At 39.9% G+C, this 23,014-nt stretch carries 12 protein-coding genes, 1 pseudogene and 1 riboswitch; of the genes and pseudogenes, 5 read left to right on the top strand and 8 right to left on the bottom strand.

Annotated features, from left to right (window positions below):
- The first annotated feature begins 228 nt into the window (after positions 1-228).
- Together EJ103_RS18135 and EJ103_RS18130 are read left to right on the top strand one after the other, a co-directional pair.
- Positions 229-1,719, top strand: a complete 1,491-nt coding sequence (locus EJ103_RS18135) for a SulP family inorganic anion transporter (RefSeq protein WP_126009147.1) — start codon at positions 229-231, stop codon at positions 1,717-1,719.
- Positions 1,720-1,729: 10 nt separating this feature from the next.
- Complete coding sequence (locus EJ103_RS18130) at positions 1,730-2,581, top strand: universal stress protein (protein ID WP_126009145.1); 852 nt, start codon at positions 1,730-1,732, stop codon at positions 2,579-2,581.
- Between the two features lie 51 nt (positions 2,582-2,632).
- On the opposite strand, the pseudogene EJ103_RS18125 reads toward EJ103_RS18130, so the two are convergent.
- The 4 genes and pseudogenes from EJ103_RS18125 to EJ103_RS18110 all read right to left on the bottom strand — a co-directional run.
- Positions 2,633-3,492: pseudogene (locus EJ103_RS18125) on the bottom strand (helix-turn-helix domain-containing protein); the annotation flags it as partial.
- A 731-nt stretch (positions 3,493-4,223) separates the two neighbouring features.
- The gene (locus tag EJ103_RS18120; RefSeq protein ID WP_241232331.1) at positions 4,224-5,243 is read right to left on the bottom strand and encodes a carbohydrate kinase; all 1,020 of its coding nucleotides are present in this window, start codon (positions 5,241-5,243) and stop codon (positions 4,224-4,226) included.
- Positions 5,244-5,275: 32 nt separating this feature from the next.
- Positions 5,276-7,873, bottom strand: coding sequence for a TonB-dependent receptor (locus tag EJ103_RS18115; RefSeq protein ID WP_126009143.1), 2,598 nt, complete (start codon positions 7,871-7,873; stop codon positions 5,276-5,278).
- 237 nt (positions 7,874-8,110) lie between these two features.
- On the bottom strand, positions 8,111-9,241 hold the full coding sequence (locus EJ103_RS18110) for an ROK family transcriptional regulator (protein WP_004589563.1): 1,131 nt from the start codon (positions 9,239-9,241) through the stop codon (positions 8,111-8,113).
- A gap of 317 nt (positions 9,242-9,558) precedes the next feature.
- On the opposite strand from EJ103_RS18110, the gene fucP reads away from it, so the two are divergent.
- Positions 9,559-10,866, top strand: coding sequence for an L-fucose:H+ symporter permease (gene fucP / locus EJ103_RS18105; protein ID WP_126009141.1), 1,308 nt, complete (start codon positions 9,559-9,561; stop codon positions 10,864-10,866).
- An 891-nt stretch (positions 10,867-11,757) separates the two neighbouring features.
- Here fucP and EJ103_RS18100 read toward each other — a convergent pair.
- Together EJ103_RS18100 and EJ103_RS18095 are read right to left on the bottom strand one after the other, a co-directional pair.
- Positions 11,758-13,410, bottom strand: a complete 1,653-nt coding sequence (locus tag EJ103_RS18100; RefSeq protein ID WP_206435504.1) for a glycoside hydrolase family 32 protein — start codon at positions 13,408-13,410, stop codon at positions 11,758-11,760.
- 287 nt (positions 13,411-13,697) lie between these two features.
- The gene (locus tag EJ103_RS18095; RefSeq protein WP_126009139.1) at positions 13,698-15,275 is read right to left on the bottom strand and encodes a glycoside hydrolase family 68 protein; all 1,578 of its coding nucleotides are present in this window, start codon (positions 15,273-15,275) and stop codon (positions 13,698-13,700) included.
- A 1,482-nt stretch (positions 15,276-16,757) separates the two neighbouring features.
- Between EJ103_RS18095 and EJ103_RS18090 the strand changes: the two genes are divergently transcribed.
- Positions 16,758-17,150, top strand: coding sequence for a response regulator (locus EJ103_RS18090; protein ID WP_126009137.1), 393 nt, complete (start codon positions 16,758-16,760; stop codon positions 17,148-17,150).
- 14 nt (positions 17,151-17,164) lie between these two features.
- Positions 17,165-20,281 (top strand): PAS domain-containing protein, encoded by a 3,117-nt coding sequence (locus tag EJ103_RS18085; protein WP_277600538.1) that lies wholly within the window; start codon positions 17,165-17,167, stop codon positions 20,279-20,281.
- Between the two features lie 384 nt (positions 20,282-20,665).
- On the opposite strand, the gene EJ103_RS18080 is transcribed toward EJ103_RS18085, so the two are convergent.
- On the bottom strand, positions 20,666-21,286 hold the full coding sequence (locus EJ103_RS18080; protein WP_126009134.1) for a hypothetical protein: 621 nt from the start codon (positions 21,284-21,286) through the stop codon (positions 20,666-20,668).
- Positions 21,287-21,892: 606 nt separating this feature from the next.
- Positions 21,893-22,453 (bottom strand): TMEM165/GDT1 family protein, encoded by a 561-nt coding sequence (locus EJ103_RS18075; protein WP_004588795.1) that lies wholly within the window; start codon positions 22,451-22,453, stop codon positions 21,893-21,895.
- Between the two features lie 86 nt (positions 22,454-22,539).
- Positions 22,540-22,641: riboswitch (yybP-ykoY riboswitch) on the bottom strand.
- Between the last annotated feature and the right edge of the window lie 373 nt (positions 22,642-23,014).

Here is a 23,014-nt window from a genome sequence, read left to right as displayed (position 1 = left end):
TAGCTTCTTTTTGGAATAATGGCATGGATAATGACATTCGGGTAATGTATGATCCTCAAATCTGAAATCACACGCAACGGAGTCAAGTTTGACACTTACGCCGCCCTAGGCTTCCCCTCTAAATATCTCCTGCTCAGTTTAATGAGCAATTTATCGCATCCCTTGCGAGACATATTCATACGTAATTTTTCTATCCTCTTTTGAGGAAAACTGTTTAGGTAACTTTGCATGTTCGAACACGTAAAAAGAGATTGGTTCTCTAATATTCGTGGTGATGTGCTTGCGGGTATTGTTGTGGCCTTAGCCCTCATTCCCGAAGCCATTGCCTTCTCTATAATTGCTGGGGTAGACCCCAAAGTGGGTTTATACGCATCTTTTTGCATAGCGGTAATCATTTCTTTTGTTGGCGGAAGACCCGGTATGATTTCGGCAGCCACAGGTGCTATGGCGCTATTGATGGTGACACTAGTGAAAGAGCATGGTCTCGAATATCTGTTAGCCGCGACATTACTTACAGGTGTGTTACAGGTTGTGGCTGGCTTTTTGCGGTTAGGTGAGTTGATGAGGTTTGTTTCACGGTCAGTCGTTACGGGATTTGTGAATGCCTTAGCTATTTTGATATTTATGGCACAACTGCCAGAACTGACCAACGTGACTTACCATGTGTACGTCATGATCGCCGCTGGTCTTGGCATTATATATTTGTTTCCCTATCTGCCTGTGGTTGGCAAGGCCATTCCTTCGCCTCTGGTTTGTATTGTCACACTGACTATTGTTGCTATTGTCACAGGATTAGACATACGCACAGTGGGTGATATGGGAGAACTGCCTGACACATTACCGATATTTTTGTGGCCGGACGTGCCGTTAAATTTTGAAACGCTATCAATAGTGTTCCCTTATGCCGCAGGCCTTGCTGTTGTAGGTTTGCTGGAATCGATGATGACGGCTACCATCGTCGATGATTTGACTGACACGAATAGTGATAGAAACAAGGAATGTAAAGGTCAGGGAATTGCTAATATTGGTGCTGGCTTGTTCGGAGGCATGGCAGGTTGTGCCATGATTGGACAGTCAATTATCAATGTGAAGTCTGGTGGTCGTGGCAGACTGTCAAGTTTTGTCGCAGGGACATTTTTACTTTTTATGGTACTCGTGTTGGATGAGTGGCTTCGACAAATTCCGATGGCAGCATTAGTCGCTGTCATGATAATGGTGGCAATCGGGACATTCTCTTGGACGTCAGTAAAAGATTTAGGCAAGCGTCCGCTTTCATCTAATATTGTCATGATTAGCACCGTTGTCGTTGTTGTAGCAACACATAATCTGGCTATAGGTGTGCTGGTTGGTGTTTTGCTTGCTACCCTTTTCTTTGCTAACAAAATCGGGCGCTTTATGGCAGTCAAGCCCCACTATTCCGAGCCTGATAAGACCCGGACCTATGAAATTATCGGGCAGGTATTCTTCGCTTCCTCAGAGCAGTTCATTGCATCGTTTGATTTTAAAGAGGCTGTAAATACGGTTGTGATAGACCTTAGCCACGCCCATTTTTGGGATATTACTGCCGTTAATGCATTAGACAGAGTCGTCATTAAATATCGACGTGAAGGCGCTACTGTAACTTTAATAGGTATGAACGAGGCAACAGAGACTGTGGTTGATAAGTTTGGTGTACACAATGGCCCGGCAGAAGTTGAAAAGCTAATGGCTGGTCACTAGGAGACAAGTTATGGAAAAAATTATTACCTGTATTGATGGCTCTGTAATAACACCCGCCGTCGTCGGCGCTGGCAAATGGGTCGCAAATAAGTTGGCAAAGCCGTTATGCTTTATCCATACCATTGAAAAAACGCATCAACACGGCGCGGATGATTATACTGGTAGTATCGGGCTCGGCGCTCGCTCCTCGTTATTGGAAGAGATGACCAAACTGGATGAGCAAAGAAGTAAGCTTGCTCTTCAGTTTGGCGACGAGCTTCTTGAATACGCAGTCTCTGAGGCTCGAAAAATGGGTCTAGAGACAGTGCAATCTTTACAGCGTAATGGCGATATCGTTGAGGCATTAAGCGAACTTGAAAGCGAGGCTCGACTAATTGTTATTGGCCGTAAAGGGGTCGGTCACGATAACGAGTTTAAAGCTATTGGCTCTCATCTTGAAACACTGTTACGAAAAGTATCCCAGCCTGTTGTTATTGTTCCTGAAAAATTCTCAGTGCCATCGTCATTTATGATTGCTTATGACGGGCGTGAGTCGGCTGATAGGGCACTACAAAAAGTGCTGGATGGCGGCCTCTTGCATGACATTGATTGTCATTTAGTGGCGATAAAAAACAATGAATCCGATCTTAAAGCTAAGTTTGATAATGCTGCCGTTCAATTAGTCGAGCGTGGCTTAAGTGTGACTACTGCATTTTTAGAAGGCAATATCAATGAAGAATTGGTGAAATATCAAATTGCGAACAACATTGATTTGTTGGTAGTGGGGGCTTTTGGTCATTCCAGATTGCGACAGTTATTTGTTGGTAGCAATACATTGAAAATGTTGGAAACAGTAGATATTCCGTTGATTGTTTTACGATAGTCTACACAGTGCGCAATACGTATATGTATTGCGCACTGTTTGGTCATCCGATCAGGCGCAAACTGCGACTGACGCCTTTACCATCCTCTGTTCAATAGTATTCATGCTCTGTCGAAGCCAGATACTGCGTACACCATTTGGACTGATTTCCAGCCCATACTTGGCTCTATCTCTTTAGCAATTTTCTGCTGGCCTAAGTGAGGATATTGGATTGAGTGTTCGATTACTGTTCTTTCAATATCAATATCGACACAATTTTTATGCCTTAATCCTGATGTTTCTTTGCGTTTTAATGAATGGATTCCACCTTGTTTTATTAGTTTACGGTGGCGGTAAATCGTATCGCGGGAGACACCACTAAGACGGGAAGCTTTTGCCACATTTCCAAGCCTTTCGGCCAACGCTAATGCTTCAAGCTTCTTCTGGATCTCATTGTCTTCCGAGGACAATTTTTTAGGCTCTGTTACTTCGGTTACCTGTAGCTTTCGTCCGGCGAAGTAAGCATCGCGCCGCTTATATTTACCTAGACGGATTTCAATTCTCTGGTTTGCGATTGAGTGTTTAAGCGGTGAGTCGATGAAGTAGAGTTTTCCCCTGAAGCTAAACGTATGGTCGTTACGGATCTTCCGGTAGGCCTTGGTGATGCAGATATCATCAAGGTTGGTGTAGCGTGATAAAGGCGTATATTCGGTTTCTGGTTTTCTTGATTCTACAACCAAGCTTTTACGCCAGAACAGAGAGATAAAGACGTGATGGAGATAGCTATTCGCGCCCGTCATGTCAGTAATGTTGTTAAGCCGTAACTCCGGAATTAACCTATCTTGCAAAGTATCGAAGGCGCGTTCAATACGGCCTTTGCCCTGAGGAGAGCTGGCAAAGATAATTTGGATCCCCAGTTCCTCACAGGCACGTTGCATCTGAGAGAAATTGCAGTCCACTTGTTATTGCACTGTTTAATAGCGCTGTTACTTATTAGCCTTTTATAGGTATTAAAACGTACCTGGGTAATATTAAGAGGTATTAAAACGTACCTGGGTAATATTAAGAATATTAGGCTGTTAGAGCTGTGGGTCAAATACGATTAAGGACAACATATGCGGTTTTAGAATACGGTTATAAACAACAAAATTTCGATGAAGCCTACTGTTAGTACAATCACAGGAAGTGAATTTAAAAAGTACTCCATTTTAGTTATTTCTATAATAAAGCTTATTTAACTTTAGCGATTTATTTTTTGCTTTCATGAAAGAGTGCAGCCTAATTATTTTTTACGTTTGGTTAAGCGGATTCACAAGAGCAAGCATGTTTTGGCTAAGAATATTAAGTGTCGCGTTAAAGCGCTTTAGTTGGCTTTTTATTTCAGGAGTTTTTAATAAACAAAGCGTTAGTGCCATTCGTAATAATGCGCAACCCCAAGCATAAATGGCTCAAAGTTATAAATAAGCGGGGTCGATATAGCGCTACTAAAGACATATGTAAGTAGAAAGGGATTTAAATTTATTTTTTCACGCATACTTTTTTGCCAATAGTTTTTTCTGTTTAAGAAAGCTTTATCTTTTAACAAATACGTACTAAAGGCAAAAAAGTCTAGTTGGTATGAAATTAGTAACCAAATTTAGTTTACGGATTTTATTGTTATAAGCTATGCCACAGCTGCGGATTTAAGTTTTAGATTAGCTATTTCACTTTGTGTTGGCAGTGCATCAAAGGCACCAAATTTAGAGACTGTTAATGCTCCACATTTAGTCGCAAAGTCAATAGCTTTTAAAACGTTTTCAAAATTATTAGTCCAAGTAGAAAATTCACTACGATTACAAATGTTCTTAGCTAGTTGATATAAAAAGCCGCCAATAAATGAGTCCCCTGCAGCAGTGGTATCTACAACATTTGCATAAGGGCAAGGGTAGGTTCCACTGAAAGATTGAGATGTAAATGAAATTGGCTTGGCGCCATCGCTCATAAGCACTAACGTTACACCACTATCAATCCACGCTTTTATAGTACTTTCTATATGCTCTATTCCATACAACATAGCTAGCTCTTCTTTACTTGCTTTGATGATATTAACTGTTTTGGCAACTTCAAATATTACTGATGCTGCAGTATGAGGTGCATCCCAAAATGCTGGGCGAAAATTAATATCCATACAGGATATAGAATCAACTTTATTAAACTGTTGTAGAGCATATACAGTGGTATCGTAAATGAGTGGCTTGGCTAGAGAGCCTGAACAAAATGAAACAATTTTAGGTTGCGTAAATAAGGTTGGATCTAGATCTGTTATATGAAGGTCGTAATGGGCTGCGGATTTGTCATAAAACTCAAACGTACGTTCACCGCTTTTATCTAAAGACACAAAAGCAATGGCAGTTTTACCCCTTAGAGATAAACCAAGGTGATCTGTATTTACATTATGGGATTTAAGGGCATTAATTAAAAAGTGGCCAAACTTGTCATCACCTACCTTTCCTAAAAGTGCACTTTTACCACCTAACTTAGCCACTGCTACAGCTACATTTGCTGGTGCACCGCCTGCAAATTGGTTAAAACTAAACGACTGATTTGAGGTGTTTTCGTTTATACATTCATTTGAAAGTAAATCGATTAACGCCTCGCCGATTGCAAGTACTTCCATCGTAAATATTCCTATAATAGTAAACATTATCGCCTGCTAAGCAGGCGATAAAAATAAAATTAAAAGCGCTTACCTATGCTAATACTAAATGTGCGTGGTAGCACAACCCGTGCATTGAACGTAGTTGCTTGACCCGCAACTGTTTCACCTGCACGTGGATCGCCCTCTGATAACCCTTCAGAATTATTTAGGTTTTTTACATCAGCGCGAAGGTAGTAGCCTTTTTCATTTTCAAGCGATAAACCAATATTTAGCATGCCATACATAGGAAGCTCCGCAGTGTTGGCATCATCAGCATAACGTTTACCACTCCATGAATAGCTACCATGTAGTGTTGCCATACCCCAAGAAAAATCATCAAATTCATAGCTACTAGTAAGTTGCCCAAAGTGTTCTGGAACACGTACAGGCATGTTGCCATTGATATCAATAGCCGCAGCATTACCATTCGCATCAAGGTATTGAGCGGCAGGGGTGTTCACAAATTCTGGAGATTGATAAGTAGCAGAAACCCCAACGCGCCAGCCTTCGGTAACTTGAAGGTTTAACTCAGCTTCAACGCCAAGAGTTTCCGTATTTCTAAATGCTTGGCGTTGAACAACTTGGCCGTTTTCAACCGTTGGCACATTAAAAAATAAATCATCAGCAGCTGCAAAGTAACCTGTGACAAATGCGGCTATGTCGCCTTCGTTATATTTTATACCTACCTCAGCCATTACCGTTGATGCCGGCTGTGTTTCTCGACGATTGGAATTATTAAACTCGTCAATTTCTTGTTGATTTGTCAAGCCTGTAATTGCCATGTACTTGTCAACATCAGGCATACGAAAGCCATCTGCGTAACGTGTAAATACAGCCAAATCATCATTAAATTTATAGTTTGCGGCCACTGTCCAAGCAAGTTCATTGTATTCAACGTTAAAGTTTCTGAAGGTGCCTGCGCCAAAAGGTAAGGAGATATTGCCGTTAATAGTATCTGTATCACTGGCAAAGCTATTTATTGTATATTCTGCTTGATTTTGCGCCTCACCATCTGCTTTTAATGTTTCGTATCTTAGGCCTAAATTGAAAGATACATCTTCAAGCTCGTACTCAAAATCGGCAAACGGCGCGAGAGTTTTTTCACTGTAAACAATATCTGCATAACCATGAGACCCTGACTGAATACCTTTGTATGTGCCGCTGCCAATATCGTTACCTTGTTCATCGGTAAAAACAATATCTAATCGTTGTGGTAGAGGCTCAATTGATTGTAATGTATTAATACGGTAGTCAGTTACGTGACCATTGATATTAGAGAAAAATAACCCAAAGTTTGCATAGAGAGTGCCATCCCCCATGTTATCGAATGTGTAGTTTAATTTAGTTTCATTTTGAAAGTTATCGCCTTCAAAGCGCCTGTGCCAAAAGCCGGCATTAATACCGTAGCCATTTGTGTTATATGAGTTTACATCACTTGAGTTTGCAACACTAAACCCTGTACCTGCATCACGAATATCAAAATTTAAACTGCCGTTTACGAGTGCATTACTTAATTGGTCTGCATTTGCATCGTAAATGGCTTGCGCTTTATCTGATAATAATTCGGCATTACCTACATTTATGATACCGGTAAATGTAGTTAACATATCCGTATAACGCATTTGGTTAGAAAAAATTAAATTCTCGTTTATTTCTATTTCGGTAGTGTTACCAAAATAAGTGACGTCAGCGTAGTTGCCATCTGCTACGTCTAAATCTATGTCTCCACTTGGGGTGTTGTTTAGCGTTAAAAGACGAGCACCTGCTGAATTACCTGTTGTGCCGTCTCTTATGTCCATACCACCTGGTATTGTTTGCGCATCGGTAGTGCTTCCCGTTAGTGGTTGTGGGATAAAAAAGAATGAGCTGTCATCTTGTTTGTTTATTTCAAAGCGCGTAAATCCATTACCATCATCAAAAAAATATTTAATATTAGCGTTTATTTCACCACCTTGGTTTGCTGTATACCCAGGATCGCGTGCTGAGTCATCCTCGCGGTACCAAGCGCCTACCGCATAGGTTGTTTGATCATTAATAGAGCCGCTTACCCAACCTTGCACTCCTAAACGATTATTACTGTTGGTTTCAAAAAATACATCGCCTTGAGTATCATCGCCCCCTTCACGGGAGATAAAGTTAATAAACCCTGCAGGTGCACTACCAACAAATATAGAGGATGCGCCGCCTCTTATTGCTTCCACATTACCTACATAATTTGAAAGTCGAGTAAACCTGTCATTTTGAGTGAATAAAATATCTTGATTATAAAATACAGTCATACCGTCACGTAGTAGTGCTGTAAATTCAGTTTGGGTTGAAAGTGGGAAACCTCTGGGAGCCACGTTATTACCCGTTTCGCCGCCGGTGTCTTCGGCGTGAAAACCAGGAATACTTCTAACGAGCTCTGCTACACTGTGGGGCGCTAACTGCTCTAACTTAGCTTCGTTAAACGTTGTCATTGCATTCGTTGACTCAATTTTTTCTTTGGGTCGAGATGTACCTGTTACGATTATTCTTTCAAAACCTAAATCACTTTTTGTTTCTAATGAATCTTGGTCTTGCGACTTAGCTTTGGGTGAAATGCAAATAGCAACTGCCGTAGCTATTAAGGTCATTTTAGCAGACATATTTTTCATGTTGTTCTCTCTTTATTGTGTGTGTTTACAATTTTGTGATTTATTAATCAAACGGGTCAGTGTTTTCAAAATTGTAAATAGAATGTAGAGAACTTGATTTAATAAATCAACTATTATTATTTATTAATTTTTACAAACATAATGGTGACTTATTAGTCTATGGGATTTATGAAAAGGTACTTTGTATATAGCAGCCCAAGCTAAGCGCAAGCTGCTAATAGTGAATTCAGAATTGCTTTAATGGTGTGAAAGGATAGTGTTGTCTTGTGAAAAGTTTATGAGTAACGGTAAGTTAGCGCAGCCTATTGATTGTGCTTTAGCTCCAATAGAACCACTTTTTACTTCACAGCGATTAATACCACGGTGATCTGCTTCGCTTAATTTTATCTGGGTAGCGAGTACTATTTTTTCTCTAACGTTTATGGGAATAGCGCCGTCAATAACGACAGCTTCAAAATCAAAAATCGCAAGGGAGCATAATGCTGCATAGGCGAGGCCGTCAGCAACTTGATCTATCCATTTTTCTAAAACAGGTCCTAAGTCGCCCCAATATTCATTAGAACTCCATAGTATATCGGTGTTGTAGCCATCATTTTTAAGCATTTTTTCTAAAATATATAAAGATGACTGCATAATAAGTTGCTGAGAACTAAGTTGACCTTTGCTATTAAGCATAGGCTTGGGAAGTGAGCCAATAGCGCCTGCATTGCCTTTTTTACCTGTAAATAATGATTCATTTATGACTACGCCACCCCCAATAAAAGTGCCTATAAAAACATATAAAAAATCTGTAAATCGGGTAGGGTTTCCAAAGCTTAACTCAGCTGAACAAGCCGCTGTGTCGTCATTACAAACATAAACAGGTAGGTCAATTATTTGATTTATTCTTAACTTAAAATCAAAAGATTTCCACTGTTCCATTATTTCAGTAGGGGCACCGGCTTCTTCTGTCCAATTCCAAATCTCGTAAGGAGTAGCAACGCCTATGCCTAAAATCCTATCTGCTAGGTCTTTATTAAGGCTCATTTTTAGTACGCTTATACCTTTTTTTAAAAAGGTTAGTAGGCTATCTACTGTTGGGTAAGCGCAATTTTCATGAAGCGTAGCACGAATATTTCCCATTAAATCAATAAGTGTTAAATCAAAACTACGGCGACCTACTTTTAGACCTATACCAAATGCGCCATCAGGGTTTAGTGCAAAGGGGATTGTGGGTTGCCCCACACGGCCTCGTTGTGGCTCTTTTCTTATTAACAGGGAATCGGCTTCTAAGCTATTAATAATAACTGTAACCGCTTGCGCAGAAAGCCCTGTTTTCAGCGCAATTTCAGCTTTTGGAGCGCTACCTTGCTGACGGATCAGCGTCATAATTCGACGTTCATTATAAGCACGCAGGCCTGATTGGCTTCTGCCTTCTTGTGATGTAAGTCGAGGGTTTTTAGCTTTAATAATTATTCCTACCTAGTTGGTTATTGTCTTGAATAACTTAATTTATTGTACACCGCAAGCTCTCGTTTGGCGATACAGCAACCTGTATAAATGGGAGCTGCTTTGCTACTTTGTTGAATAATATATTGATATTATATAAAGCTAAAAGCACAATAAATAACTATAGTTGATTTATTGACGTGCAGATATATACCTGTTTAAATGCTTTACTTAAAGTTAACAACTGAGACACTGAAATGACCACACACACACACACGAAAGCACCTCTGGTCTCAAAAGAGATGGTCGTGCCTTTTATTTTACTTGTATTATGTTTTGCAGCTTGGGGTGCAGCTGCAAATATGACCGATCCGTTAGTAAAAGTTTTTAGTAAAATTTTTACTATGTCTTCAGTGCAATCCGCATTGGTGCAGTTTAGTTATTATGGCGCATATTTTTGCTTAGCTATTCCTGCTGCCTATATTAATAAACGGTATTCTTATAAAGTTGGCGTATTAACTGGGCTAGGCATGGCTGCAATGGGCGCATTTATGTTTTACCCTGCTAGTCAAGCAATGACCTATGGCTTTTTTTTAGCGGCTTTGTTTATACTTGCAGGTGGCCTATCTATTTTAGAAACATCTGCAAACCCTTATGTTATGGGGATGGGGAATGAGCAAAGTGCAACTCGAAGGTTGAATTTAGCGCAATCATTTAATCCGGTAGGGACAAACATAGGGGTGTTTTTGGCTGCTACTCTTATTTTACCAAGCTTGAATACCGCTACTTCCGATGAGCGTTCGAGCATGACTACTTCGCAGCTCAAAAATATAATAAGCGCCGAATTGGATGCCGTAATGGTGCCATATGTGGGTATGGCATGTGTGCTTGTTTTTATTTGGCTTGCCATCGCGTTCACTAAAACGCCGGATTTTTGTAAAAAGAAGCAGGTCTCAAAACATGTTGATTTTAAGCCAGCCTTTAAACGCTTATTTAAAAATACCCATTATCGTTTTGGTGTAATAGCCCAATTTTTTAATGTTGCTGCACAGACATGTGTATGGACCTTTACGATTCAATATGTAATGGAAGCGTTGAATACAAATGAGGTCAGTGGCGGCACAATTTTACAATACAGTATGATTACATTTTTAGTGTCTCGTTTTGTAATGACGTGGCTTATGGGATTTATTCGTCCTGCAAAGTTACTGATGGCTACATCTCTTATAGCAATGATGTTATGTGTTTACATGGTGCAAATGCCCAATATAAGTGGTGTTTGGGCACTAGTATGTATTTCTGCTTGTTTGTCATTAATGTTTCCTACTATATATGCTATTGCGCTACACGGGTTAGGTGACGATGCTAAGCTAGGCGCAGCAGGTTTAGTTATGGCGATTCTTGGTGGGGCAATAGTACCTGTAATTCAAGCTGTATTTATTGATACTTACAGCGTTGCATTTTCATATATGGTGCCTGCAGGTTGCTTTATTGTTGTAGCCGCTTATGCTGCATTTGATTTAAAGGCTAAAGTAAGAACGTTTAACAAAACCTCTCCTTGTTAATAACTTGAGCCGAGTTAAGAGCTCGGCTTTTTTGTATTATATTTTCTCTGCTAGCTAAATACTGGTAAGTTGAGGCATTGATAATTAAAAGTTTATTAAGCCTTATGTTTTTTAGTATTAGCTCAATACAAGCAACGCAATATTTACTCGTATTTAGTGGGTAGTATTAGTCCGCGCTCATTGCATTAAAGAGCGAGGTCAAACTGGGTGGAGGTGAGTTTACTAAAACGAAGGGCATTTTTAGTTTAAACCGAGCAACCTTATAACGCTCCTATTAAGCTTTATATGAATAATGCTTTTGTCAGAACCTCAGCAAAGTACTCACCATTGTAGTGGTAGTACATCCAACAATTGAGATGTATATTTGTGGAGGGATTCTCGAAATGTAGTGGCCAATTATATTGGCCACAATTTAAGGTTCTTTATATTTAATCTTAGAGTCAATTGTCGTTAAACCTAAATTAAGCTAATTGAGTAGTTTCTTATTTGATTACTGCGGAATAAGTTTCGCGTTTTAATTTTGTGATTTTTACCCAAATTTATATGCTTATTAGCATAATATTTCCTTCTTAATGGGTGTCCAAAATTACTTTACCATTACGTTAGTAAAAAAGCTGATACGAATTACAAATATAGCCCTCTACTTTAGTTGATAAATTTCAAATCAAACTCCGTGTGAATTATAGAGTTATCAACATCTCTCTGGTTTTGTCAATCTGATGTACAACTAGACCCGCATCATTGTTTTTTCAGGAAGCTCAATCCACTTCAATAGCTGTCGAGCTTCTTTGTTCTTAGAGAGATAGCATATTGGAACGATATCTATTAATTACACAATAACCAGCAACACCTTAAAATACATCTAGGCGAAAATTTCACGGGAGCATAGGCCTAGCGCGTATTACCTTTACTGCGAATGATCGGGGCAACCTTCAAAGGAGCTAGCTCAAATAAGCTCAGTTCGGTATTCCCGCCAATTGACTCGACCGAGAGGCCATTTTCTCCGGGGGCACCGAATACAAGATTTGAAAGTACAACTTCTCCGTTATTTACAAAGACCTCAATGGATGTTATATCTACAATGATATCCAACATGACAAAGCCATCGCGCATTTGTACGGGCGACTTTCGAACCTCGCGGTAAACTTTGGGCATCGCATTGGCTATAGCATCACTATCGCGTTGGATAAATACAGTATCATTCGCAAGGTTGTACCCAACGATAGAAAAGTGCTTTTTTCCTTCCTTAAGTCGGAAGCGGACCTCTTTAGCATCTGAATCCGCATTAATTTTCACACGGAGACGGTAGGCGTCGGATGGAGGTTGAGGGAGTGTCGTTTTCGACGCTTCCGTCACCCGAATATTAGATCGAGCTATTGTACTGCCTTCAAGTTTGTTGATCGCATTTATGGGTTGCGATACAAGTTGTGGCTTACCGTCGACGGACTGAAGCATGATGCGCCGTACGACCGAGTTAGCTCCCCCGTGCCAGTCATCGGTTGGGAGTTTGGTGGCGTAGGCCCAGTTATTAAGCCAACCGATGGCATAGCGCGAAGTAAGGCGTTCGGCGTCATTGTTGCGGGGGTCGTCCCATGTCACTGCGGCATAAAAGTCGGCGCCGAAGTCTAGCCATTGAGGTTCATCGTGATCAGCGGTGAAATGTTCTCCGTCCCATTCTCCGGTCCAGTACACAGTTCCCGTGGTCATTCCTTTTTTAAAGCCGTTCGCGCCAGTTACCAGCACCCATCGTGTAGTTGCAGTGTCACCGTTGACCGACATCCGGAACAGGTCTGGACATTCCAGAATTCCAAGGTCGCTGCGCTTGAACCCAGACTGATACTTCCAATGCTTCAAATCGGGCGATGTGTAAAAGCCGATCTTATGACCCTCAGCCAGAACCATCAACCATTCATTGCGCGTGTCGTCCCAGACTATTTTAGGATCACGCCAATGCTGGGATCCTGGGTTGTCCATAATAGGGTTGTCTTGGTACGCCTTAAATCGATAGCCGCCGTCAGTCGAGACAAAGAGTGATTGACGCTGCACACCCTCGTGCTGTTGAGTCATAATGGCGATTACCGCGCCAGGACCGAAGCCTGCAGTGTTATTGATGTCAATTACTGCGCTGCCGGTTTCAATATCGCCGAGGCCATTCTTATACTTATCAATTGCCACGCCGTGATCTTGCCAGTGCACAAGGTCAACCGAGGTTGCGTGGTACCACTCAGTACCATTCCCTATAGGATAATCGGCATTGTAAAGGTAATAGTAGTGCCAGATACCGTCAATCATAATTGGACGCTGAGGATCGTTCATCCAGTGTTTTTCGGGGGTCAGGTGCATTGCGGGTCTATATCGTGCCCAATTAGTCGGACGCTGGTATTTAGATGATTTTTCTGTCAACAGGGGCAACGGTGAGGAGCTGATTGCTGCTTCGGAACCGAATTCAACGGCCGATGACCCCCCTGAATTGAACAGCGCGACCAACATGCAAATTGCCAAAGACCAGCGACTTGCAGATATTAAAATAAAATTGTTATTCATAACTCTCCTTATTGGAAAATCGGATAAAAAGTAAAGTAGTTGCGCAAAGGTACTCAATGAGCATGATAGATGGTATGGGCGGTACAAAAAAATTGTAAAATAAAGAAATGCAGTGCTTCAAAAGTCACTGCCGCAAAACAAAAAAAACAGACTGACAGTTTGTGAGGCTGTCCAATGAATCCGCATACTTTTATTTGCCAGGTACAAATAAGAGAGAAGAGGATACGTCGGTACAACACATTCTCCTCTTCCCCCTTGTAAGGACTATATAAGTTAATTTACTAAAGTTATTGCTTAAGTGGCTTGATCTGTCCGCCCGAATTCACATTCAGGTTTGCAGGGATATCGGCCCAACCACCTAGCCCATAACCATTTACGCCATAGGAATAATCAACCTCTGACGAGTCGCCGTTAATTTTTATCCTAACTGTAGGTGCAAGTGTCCCACCACGACGAAAATTTTCTTTAGTGCCGATTGTGTCGATGAACGATTGGATTAAACCACCAGGCATCACATAGTGTGAGTATGACTGGAATTGACCTGGATGCTGATTATAGTCTGGCGCAAACGGGCTACCTGGCCAGTAATTGAGGTTTGTTGGGTTACCGAGCACCAGCCCAGATCCCTGGTTCATCGGCTGGTAATCACTACGAATACCGTTGCCTACGAAACCATATACGCCCTCGGGGCCAGTAATACCTGTTGCATATGTAGTGCTGTGGCTAATAGTGAAAAGATAGTACTTGCCATCTTGTTGGTAAATCTGCGGTCGTTCAGTCTGGTCGGTGACACAGTTTGCAGATAGAATAGGCGGCAGAAATTCCCACTCGGTCAGGTCGTCGTTCGTAGCCCTGGCCAGACCAACGTTACCGATTTGAAAGGGCGCACCCGATGCATTCACTTGGGTTACGGTTTCTGCATAAGGGTCGCCGTCCCGGTAGCCAAGGTCGTCCGCATCACACTGTGCAGTTGCCCGGTCCATCGCCGTGTTGCCCTCAAATACCATATAGGTCTCACCTGGATGAGCCGGATCTTCGAAAGTAAACGGGTCGCGGAAGTTATAGTAAGGGTTTTGCTCAGCATTTTGGTAGTAAGTGCCGTCAGCCTCGAGTAACGACGTAACTTTATTGAACCCGGTGAATCTCACACCGTGTTTATTAGCATGCACATGGCCTACGCTTAGGGCGAGTCGAGAGTCGTACGGTTTGATGTCCGGTCCACCGTTTTGGTCTCGGTAGAATGCAACATCTGTGAAAAATAATTTTATTTCACCACCTGCAAAAATACGCGCGGAGCCTGACCACTGGGTCTGGTGGCTATAAGACTGGTCCTCGAAAATTTCACCGGTGACACCTTCATCGAACACGAGACCACCATAGGTCCAACCACCATTTTCTGGGCGTTGGTCAGCGGAAATCCCAGCCGGCCGATAGAAGTAGCCGATCTTTGCGTAAACATGACGGTCATCAAAGCCAAGGCTACGGTCAGCTACTAAAGAAAAAATGATCTCCTGCCCATTGACACTGTACTGATTAGCATTCTCGTCAGTAAGAGGCCAAGAGTCCCATACCCAGACCTGTTCGTTCGACATGTCGGGAAAGTTTTGCGGGATATCAGGCATAGTATATTCTTCAGGCATCGAATTTTGACGTGAACCTGCCGTCGGATCAGACATGCGCTTGATTTGGCGTGCATCAGCCCGCGTCCACTTCGCAGTGAAATTACTCTCAGGTGAAAATGCCTCTTGGGTGTGAAGTGTCGGCTCGGGACCTGGCTGTAGATAAGGTTCTGCAACAGCTGCCGTTGTTAAACCCAGAAATGCACACAAAATTGGGATTGTCGATTTACTTATTTTACTATCCATCAATATCTTCTCACTAAATTGAAAATGTTTCCCGTAAAAGAATAGCCTCTTCCTAATAAGACACCCTGTTACCCTAGTCTAAATCAATTATCCTAAGTGAAAACTAATTGTATTCACTTGAATGTATGCGACTTTTAAAGCGAAATCGATTCGGACAAAGGCTAAAGTTTATCTTCTGGAATTAGCCAAGAAATTCAGGCGTAATAATGCCCTCGCTAATTGATATTAGCAGTGTGACTATATACTACTTTCTCGAATACTTAAACGATTAAGTTGCGTGTTTAGTAAGAGTGTACTGATTTAATAATATAAATATAAACATAAATATAAATATAAAAACTAATGCATGAATTATCTTTTAAAAAAATCCGGTTAATTCATCTTGAATTAAGGTTTTGTCATATATATGGGGTGTGTAGGGGTTGGTGTTTACTTATAATCTTAATGAGTGACCTAGAGGGAGAAAATAAAAGTGTGAATATTAATGCTGTAAAACTAAATTTTAATGCTTTAATGTTGTGATTCTGCATTTAGGTTTTAACTGAAAAACAATGTATTTATCACCATTCGGCACTAGGTTAATTAGGGTTTTACTTAATCGATTAAGTTGGTCTGGAAAAAGGGGGCATTAGTTTTACACTAGTGCTTATGTATTGGAAAAATGAACCCCGAATATAGGATTACGTATTGTTATTTTCCGACGAGTCAAAAACGATACCGACTCATAAAATACTGTTGCTTTGGGTCTTGAAAAGCATTCCCGCCAAGGTTTTTAATCTTCAGCGTGACGGAAGTTTAACTCGAAGCGAGCCTCTTAATAAATTAATCTGCACTAGGTAAACTAATGTTGAGTTTTTATATTCTAGGCAATTTTGCCGAAAGTTAAGGTCTCGTTGAGCGTTAGCAATTTGTTTTGCTGCAATAGGAATCCGACAAAGTTTTTATTTACCTGTGTTCCTGATATAGGTTTTATTTAGGGGGGAATCAGTTTTTTAAATCGTCTACAACTAACTATGGTCGAAGAATTTACTGACATTATCCACTGTAAACGTAAGAAAGTGATAAAGCCAATGGTTCATGACTTAAGACATTAAATTCTTAAGTGACCCATCTCGCTCTAGGCGGACTTCGTCGAAGTGACAATTGCTGACATTTAGCTAAGCTAAGCGACAAAAACATGTCCTCTAAAGTGGGAAAGCCCACATCTTTAGAACTGATTTATATACACACTATGAAATTAGCTCACTGTTAGCTAAACTTTTTTGTAAGGTAACTTATTGACCTAATGGACCAAACATTTATAACTTTTTAGTAGGTACTTAATATAAATCGTTTTAGAGCTAATGATTTTCCTTAAGTTGTAAATAATATTATTGAATTTTAATAGCATTGGAAATACCGATAAACTAGGTTATAAAATATTTGCTTTACGTATATTTAAGTACGTAATAAAAGTACTTTGTAAAATACAGTGAGAGTAATATGAAACTTAATAAAGTAATGCATGTTGAAGACGATGAATGTATCCGTATCGTTACAGAGATGGCGCTATCTGATATTGCTGGCTTTGAGGTTTTAAGTTGTGAAGGTGCAGAGTCTGCATTAAAGGAGGTCGTTGCATTTGCACCTGACTTAATTTTACTCGATGTAATGATGCCGAAAATGGATGGCTTAGAAACGTTGGCTGAATTAAAAAAAATACCTTCACTGACCACCACACCCATTGTGTTTATGACAGCTAAAATTCAGCCTTCCGAGAAACAGATATATATAGATGCGGGAGCGGTAGGAGTCATAGAAAAGCCATTTGACCCAATGACGATAGGCAGCACATTAAACCAATTATTTATAGAGGCGCAAGAGTTTAATATATGAAACCAGCTCCCTTTTTGACTACAGAAGCGCAACGATTAATATCCTTAGCCAAAACGCAGCTACTTGATACTGATAGTGAAGAACGTTTTGATAGATTAACTCATTTAGTTAAATTGTGTTTAGGCACTGAGATTGTACTTATCTCACTTGTAGATACTGGTAGGCAATGGTTTAAGTCTAAACAAGGTTTAAGTGCATGTGAAACACCGCGAAATATTTCCTTCTGTGGTCATGCTATTCAAGGTAAGGATATTTTTGAAATCCCTGATGCTAGCCAAGATCCAAGATTTGCCGATAACCCGCTTGTAACGGGTGACCCTAATATACGTTTTTATGCTGGCGCGCCTTTATTTTTTGACCAGCAACCTATTGGTACTCTATGTGTTATAGATCCTCAACCACGCACATTGAATCAAAGAGAGTTAAAAATACTCAGGGAATTTGCAGATGCAGTGGAGCTTGAAATTCAAGATAGGCTTCAAGAAGAAGCGCAAAAAGAACTTGCTGAGCGTGAATTACGTTATAGATGTGTTTTAGAAGGAACTTGTATTGGCACATGGGAATGGAACGTCCAAACAGGTGAAACTGTGTTTAATGAACGATGGGGAGAAATGCTAGGCTACACACTTGATGAGCTCAACCCTGTGAGCATTGAAACATGGTTATCGCTAACTCATCCAGATGATTTAGTGCATTCGAGAGACTTACTTGAAAGCCATTTTAACGGTGAACTCGATTTTTATGATCACCAATGCCGAATGAAACATAAGCAAGGCCATTGGATTTGGGTACATGATAGAGGTCGAGTGGTTTCTTGGACTGAGACAGGTGAGCCAAGCATGATGTATGGTACTCATGCGGACGTCACTGAAGAAAAATTAAATAAAGAAAAGCTGCAAAAACAAAAATGGTTATACGAGCAAATTTTAGAACAGACAATGGCGGGATATTGGGATTGGTATATACAAGATGATTTTGAGTTTTTAAGTCCAGCATTTAAAGAAATGTTTGGCTATACAGATGATGAAATGGCCAATACACCCGAAGCATGGCAAAAAATTATATATCCAGATGATTTAGCTAAAGTTACTGATTCGTTTGACAAACATGTAGCGAGTTATGGTGAACAAGCATTTGATAATATTGTGCGCTATTACCATAAAAATGGCTCAACGGTTTGGGTACGTTGTATTGGTAAAATCATTGAATGGTCATCAGATGGTAAACCAATTCGAATGATAGGTAGTCATTTAAACGTGACTGACGAGGTGAGAACCAAAACGGAACTTCAGCAAAGCCGAGATCAATTTCAAACTTTAGTTAATAATATACCTGGCATAACTTATCGGTGTTTAAACGACGATAGTTGGACAATGCATTACATTAGCGAGAGTATTGACTCTCTTTCAGGATATCCTGTCAGTGATTTTATTAATAATGCAGTTCGTAGCTATGCCAGTATTATTCATCCTGATGACTCATCTTATGTTGATGATGAAATGCATAAAGCAATTTGTAAGCAAGCTAGCTGGTTGCTAAATTACAGAGTTATAACCAAAGATGGTTCTATTCGTCATGTTGAGGAGCGTGGTGTAGCGGAATATAACGCAGATGGTAGCGTGCGATATTTAGACGGCTTCATTTTAGATGTTACTAATGAAAAGAAATTAAAAAGACAATTGCTTAATTTAACTGCACAATTACCAGGTGCTGTTTATCAATTTCAGCAATGGCCTGATGGGCGTATAGCCTTTCCTTATGCCAGTCAAAATATAGAAAAAATATACGGCGTTACTCCAGAGCAGATACAACAAAGTGCAAATCAAATCTTCGATATGATTCTTGAAAAAGATCTGCCTGGGCTAGTAAGCAGTATTCAGTATTCGGCAGAGAATTTAACTTTATGGCAGCATGAATACCGAGTTGAAAAAAATGACGGTAAAATTATGTGGCTATCTGGTAGGGCAATGCCCGAGTTGTTACCAGATGAAAGTGTGCTCTGGCATGGCTACCTTTATGATATTACGGATACAAAGCAGCACTACATCGCACTTGAGCAATCCAATAACGCATTGAGTTTAGCACAGCAGCGGCTTGAACTATCAAGCCAACAAGCGCAAATAGGTTATTGGCAGGCGTCATTAAACACGGGTGAGCTATCGTGGTCATCTATGATATATGACGTATTTGGTTTTGATGAGGCAACAACGCAACCAAGCGTGGAGTTATTTAGAAGTACTCTTCATCCTGATGATGCAGATCTTGTTTATGAAAGTGAAGAGCGAGCAAAAACTACAGGGCTACATGATGTCGTCCACCGTATTATTCGTCCAGATGGTGAAATACGTTGGGTGCATGAACTAGCACAAATGTTACCCGAAGTTAATAACCCCGATTTATTAATGATTGGTTCTGTACAAGATGTGACAGAGCGAATGCGTTTACAGCAAATGAAAAACGATTTTATCTCCACAGTAAGCCATGAACTTAGAACACCACTTACTTCTATTAGTGGTGCATTAAAATTAATACAAGCTACCCAGTTGAGTGCGCTTAATGAAAAAAGTGCTAAATTGCTTAATGTAGCTTGTAGTAACGTGGAGCGTTTGCAGCGTCTCATTAACGACTTGCTCGATGTAGAAAAGTTAATAGCCGGTAAAATGTGTTTTGAGCTGCAGTTGCAGTCGCTGAAGCCACTACTTGAAAAATCGGTAGTTGATAACTCAACTTATACGACAAAGTCACATATCAACCTAGTAATCCCAAAGGTATTAGAAAAGGCTCAAATTTTAATTGATGAACATAGACTTCATCAAATTCTTGCCAATTTACTCTCTAACGCGATTAAATATTCACCTGAGGGTGGGGAAATTCATATTATTATTTCTCAGGTTAAGCAAAATATTGAAATAGCAGTTAAAGATGAGGGGCCAGGTATACCTGAACATTATAAAAATAAACTTTTCCAGCGTTTTTCTCAAGCGGATGCAAGCAGTGCAAAAGAAAAAGGAGGGACAGGCTTGGGATTAGCATTATGTAAAGAACTTGCAGAATCAATGAACGGCAGTATTGGCTTTGATGAATCTAGTTCGCAGGGAGCAACATTTTATGTTCGTTTTCCATTACATTAAATATAAGTTTTCGATCACATCAGTGATATAAAACAAAATTTTTAAAAGAGGCTTAACCTAAAAATTATAAATCTGAACGGCTATACAGAACACCTTCCGTAGTAAGCAGGAAGACTTAATTGCTATGTGTAAAAACCGTATAGAGCATCTGTTTCGGATTGCACACAAGGAGATAATGTCGGTAGGTTGTTGACCCAAATTGATTATGAGAAACTTCGTGACTCTATACTGGGAGAGATTAAGTTTAGTGAGTATCAAATAACCGAAATGTGCTGTGACCAGATATGCATGTTAAATTATAAAAGTTGGCTTCGAGAAATAATTTATAGTTAAGCGCATTTTAGAAATGTAAGTATATTGATGTCAGTTTAACTAATATAAAGATTAGTTACTACTTAACCCTTTAAGATGCCTCAATACTTCATTTTGTGCTTTTTTTAGTGCCACTTTTTCATCTGAGTTAACAAAAAGCGGGTTATTAAGTTGATAAATTTTGGCATTGTTTATATTACTAGCTGCTAACGAGAGTTGATGAAGCGGATATTCGTAAAAAAGTGCGTCAAGCTGACCTGACCTCCTCATTTTATTAAGTCCTACTTCAATTCGTTCGGCAAGCTTTTTATTATCTTTAGCAACGAAAAAGTAGACTGCTGAGGGATATTGGAGTAGGTGGTGGGTGTCTATAGTTAATTGAGGGTTTTCTAGGCTGTGGAGTTCAGACCAAGCTTCTGTAATAGCTCTTGGAAAGTAAAAACCTCGCTCTTTTGCTATGACATTGTAAAGAGAATATTCAGGTGCCTCTGTGTTGATTGAAAGTTTATTCGCGCGAAATATTGCTGCATCAGGCCAGTCTTTACCTAAAACTGCTATTTTTCCAGCTAATCCCTCCTGCGAGTTGAGCATGGAAAACACCGATTTATCCAACTTATTTATTACAAGCACTCTTAGCCCGTAGGCACCCTTAATTAGTGGGATCTTGATCGGCAAAGCTACTTTTTCACGCATTGGGGTGCTCACCGTCCAAAAAACATCAATATTGCCTTTGTTCAGTTCCCTCAGTTGCCGTTCTTGGCTAATTAGGGTGTCTATTGGGCTTAGCTTAAATTTTCCAAACTCGGGTTCTGATGTTTTTAGGGCTTTTGTCAGAACCTCAATAAAGTACTTATTATTGGGGTTGTGCCTTAGTGAGGATGCGTCGATGTAATGAATGGTATCGCCATAAACGGTTGCAGTGAAGGTCTGTAAGAATAGAAATATAATTTTTCATTTTTCACCTATGGTAGCTTCATGTAATTCAAGATAAACCAAAGATAGTAGTCTGTAAATAACACATTAAAGAGGTACAGCTTAAATAAGTCAGCACAAACGCTACAATCGGGTTTTAATGTGTTGGATTCCATGTTACCAGGTGGCGGTTTTAGCTGTTGCTTAGGCTCTAAATAACAGGTTTTGAACATTGGCTATTTTATTAAATGCCACTATGATCTGAAATTACGAAAATTTAAGGACTAATATAGTATTAAAGTTGTTTACAATTGACACTATTAAAACGCTTACAGTCACTTGTATAGTGTTATGTAAGCGTTTGCGCTTGATTTCAACGTTACTTTATCAATATATCGTCATTAAGCCATGAATACCCAATATCACAAAAACACTGGCCGCAATAGCTCTTATTGTTTTTAGTGGAATTCTTTGTAACAAAGCTTTACCAACGTATATAATAGGGACATTAGCAATTAACATTCCTAACGTTGTCCCTATGGTAACCCATAGTACTGATTGATATTGCGCACCAAGCAATACGGTTGCGATTTGTGTTTTGTCACCAATTTCAGCAATAAAAAATAAGATTAAAGCTACTACAAACGCGCCATAGCAGTCATATTTGTGGCTCACTTCTTCATCCTTATCTGGAATAAGTAGCCAAAGACCCACTACAATAAAGCTTGAATTCACTATCCAAGGTAAGTATTCCACGACAAAGTTCCCACTTAGCCAATCACCAAACCAAGCAGATAAACCATGATTAATAATTGTTGCAGCGAGAATACCTAGAATAAGCGCTATTTTATTATGAAAGCGGGCTGCTAAGAGTAAAGATAAAAGTTGGGTTTTATCGCCTATTTCAGCAAGAGCGACAGTAACGGTAGAGGTTAAGAAAATATCCATAAATTTTAGTCTTTTGGCGGGAAATATTAAACCGAGGCAAACAACTATCTCCCGCCATGAGGATAGTGTCTACCTAGGTCTTGCCGATAATGCTTGCTACAACATTACAAACTTACCATGCACATAAGGTGCAATTATGTTGATAAGTTTACTCACTAATGAGCAGGCTACTCCCCTAAGAGGGTGACTATTTTCCCACAAAGTAAAATACCAGTAAATATTTAATTATAAGTTTTACCGATGAGCATCTATAAAGTTGGACAAGTTAACGCTGCCACTACACAAGCATATTAAGTCAAAGCCGTTAATCTTCATCAGGGCATCTCATTTTCGACCATATGTTTAAAGCAAAAAGTATACGTTTTAATAACTAGGCTAATTACCGCTTCAAATCACTTACGGTAATAGATGTTTGTAAGCGATTTCTCGTTGTTTAAGAAATTTACCTAATAAAAAACATAATTATTTTTAGAGTGTAATTAAGTTAATAAATCTCAATTTAAGTGCCATATTTTATTATAAATCAATAAGTTCTCAACGCGCCGTGAATTCTCGATTTAA

This window comes from Pseudoalteromonas sp. Xi13 (assembly GCF_003952205.1).
In the GTDB taxonomy this organism is placed as follows: domain Bacteria; phylum Pseudomonadota; class Gammaproteobacteria; order Enterobacterales; family Alteromonadaceae; genus Pseudoalteromonas; species Pseudoalteromonas atlantica.
The sequence above is the reverse complement of the archived record's forward strand: the minus strand, read 5'-3'. Positions and strand labels throughout refer to the sequence as shown.

Coding starts and splice junctions, on each gene's coding strand:
- EJ103_RS18135 (WP_126009147.1), top strand. CDS start 229: ATGTTCGAACACGTAAAAAGAGATTGGTTCTCTAATATTCGTGGTGAT.
- EJ103_RS18130 (WP_126009145.1), top strand. CDS start 1,730: ATGGAAAAAATTATTACCTGTATTGATGGCTCTGTAATAACACCCGCC.
- EJ103_RS18120 (WP_241232331.1), bottom strand. CDS start 5,243: ATGTTTACTATTATAGGAATATTTACGATGGAAGTACTTGCAATCGGC.
- EJ103_RS18115 (WP_126009143.1), bottom strand. CDS start 7,873: ATGAAAAATATGTCTGCTAAAATGACCTTAATAGCTACGGCAGTTGCT.
- EJ103_RS18110 (WP_004589563.1), bottom strand. CDS start 9,241: ATGACGCTGATCCGTCAGCAAGGTAGCGCTCCAAAAGCTGAAATTGCG.
- fucP (WP_126009141.1), top strand. CDS start 9,559: ATGACCACACACACACACACGAAAGCACCTCTGGTCTCAAAAGAGATG.
- EJ103_RS18100 (WP_206435504.1), bottom strand. CDS start 13,410: ATGAATAACAATTTTATTTTAATATCTGCAAGTCGCTGGTCTTTGGCA.
- EJ103_RS18095 (WP_126009139.1), bottom strand. CDS start 15,275: ATGGATAGTAAAATAAGTAAATCGACAATCCCAATTTTGTGTGCATTT.
- EJ103_RS18090 (WP_126009137.1), top strand. CDS start 16,758: ATGAAACTTAATAAAGTAATGCATGTTGAAGACGATGAATGTATCCGT.
- EJ103_RS18080 (WP_126009134.1), bottom strand. CDS start 21,286: ATGCGTGAAAAAGTAGCTTTGCCGATCAAGATCCCACTAATTAAGGGT.
- EJ103_RS18075 (WP_004588795.1), bottom strand. CDS start 22,453: ATGGATATTTTCTTAACCTCTACCGTTACTGTCGCTCTTGCTGAAATA.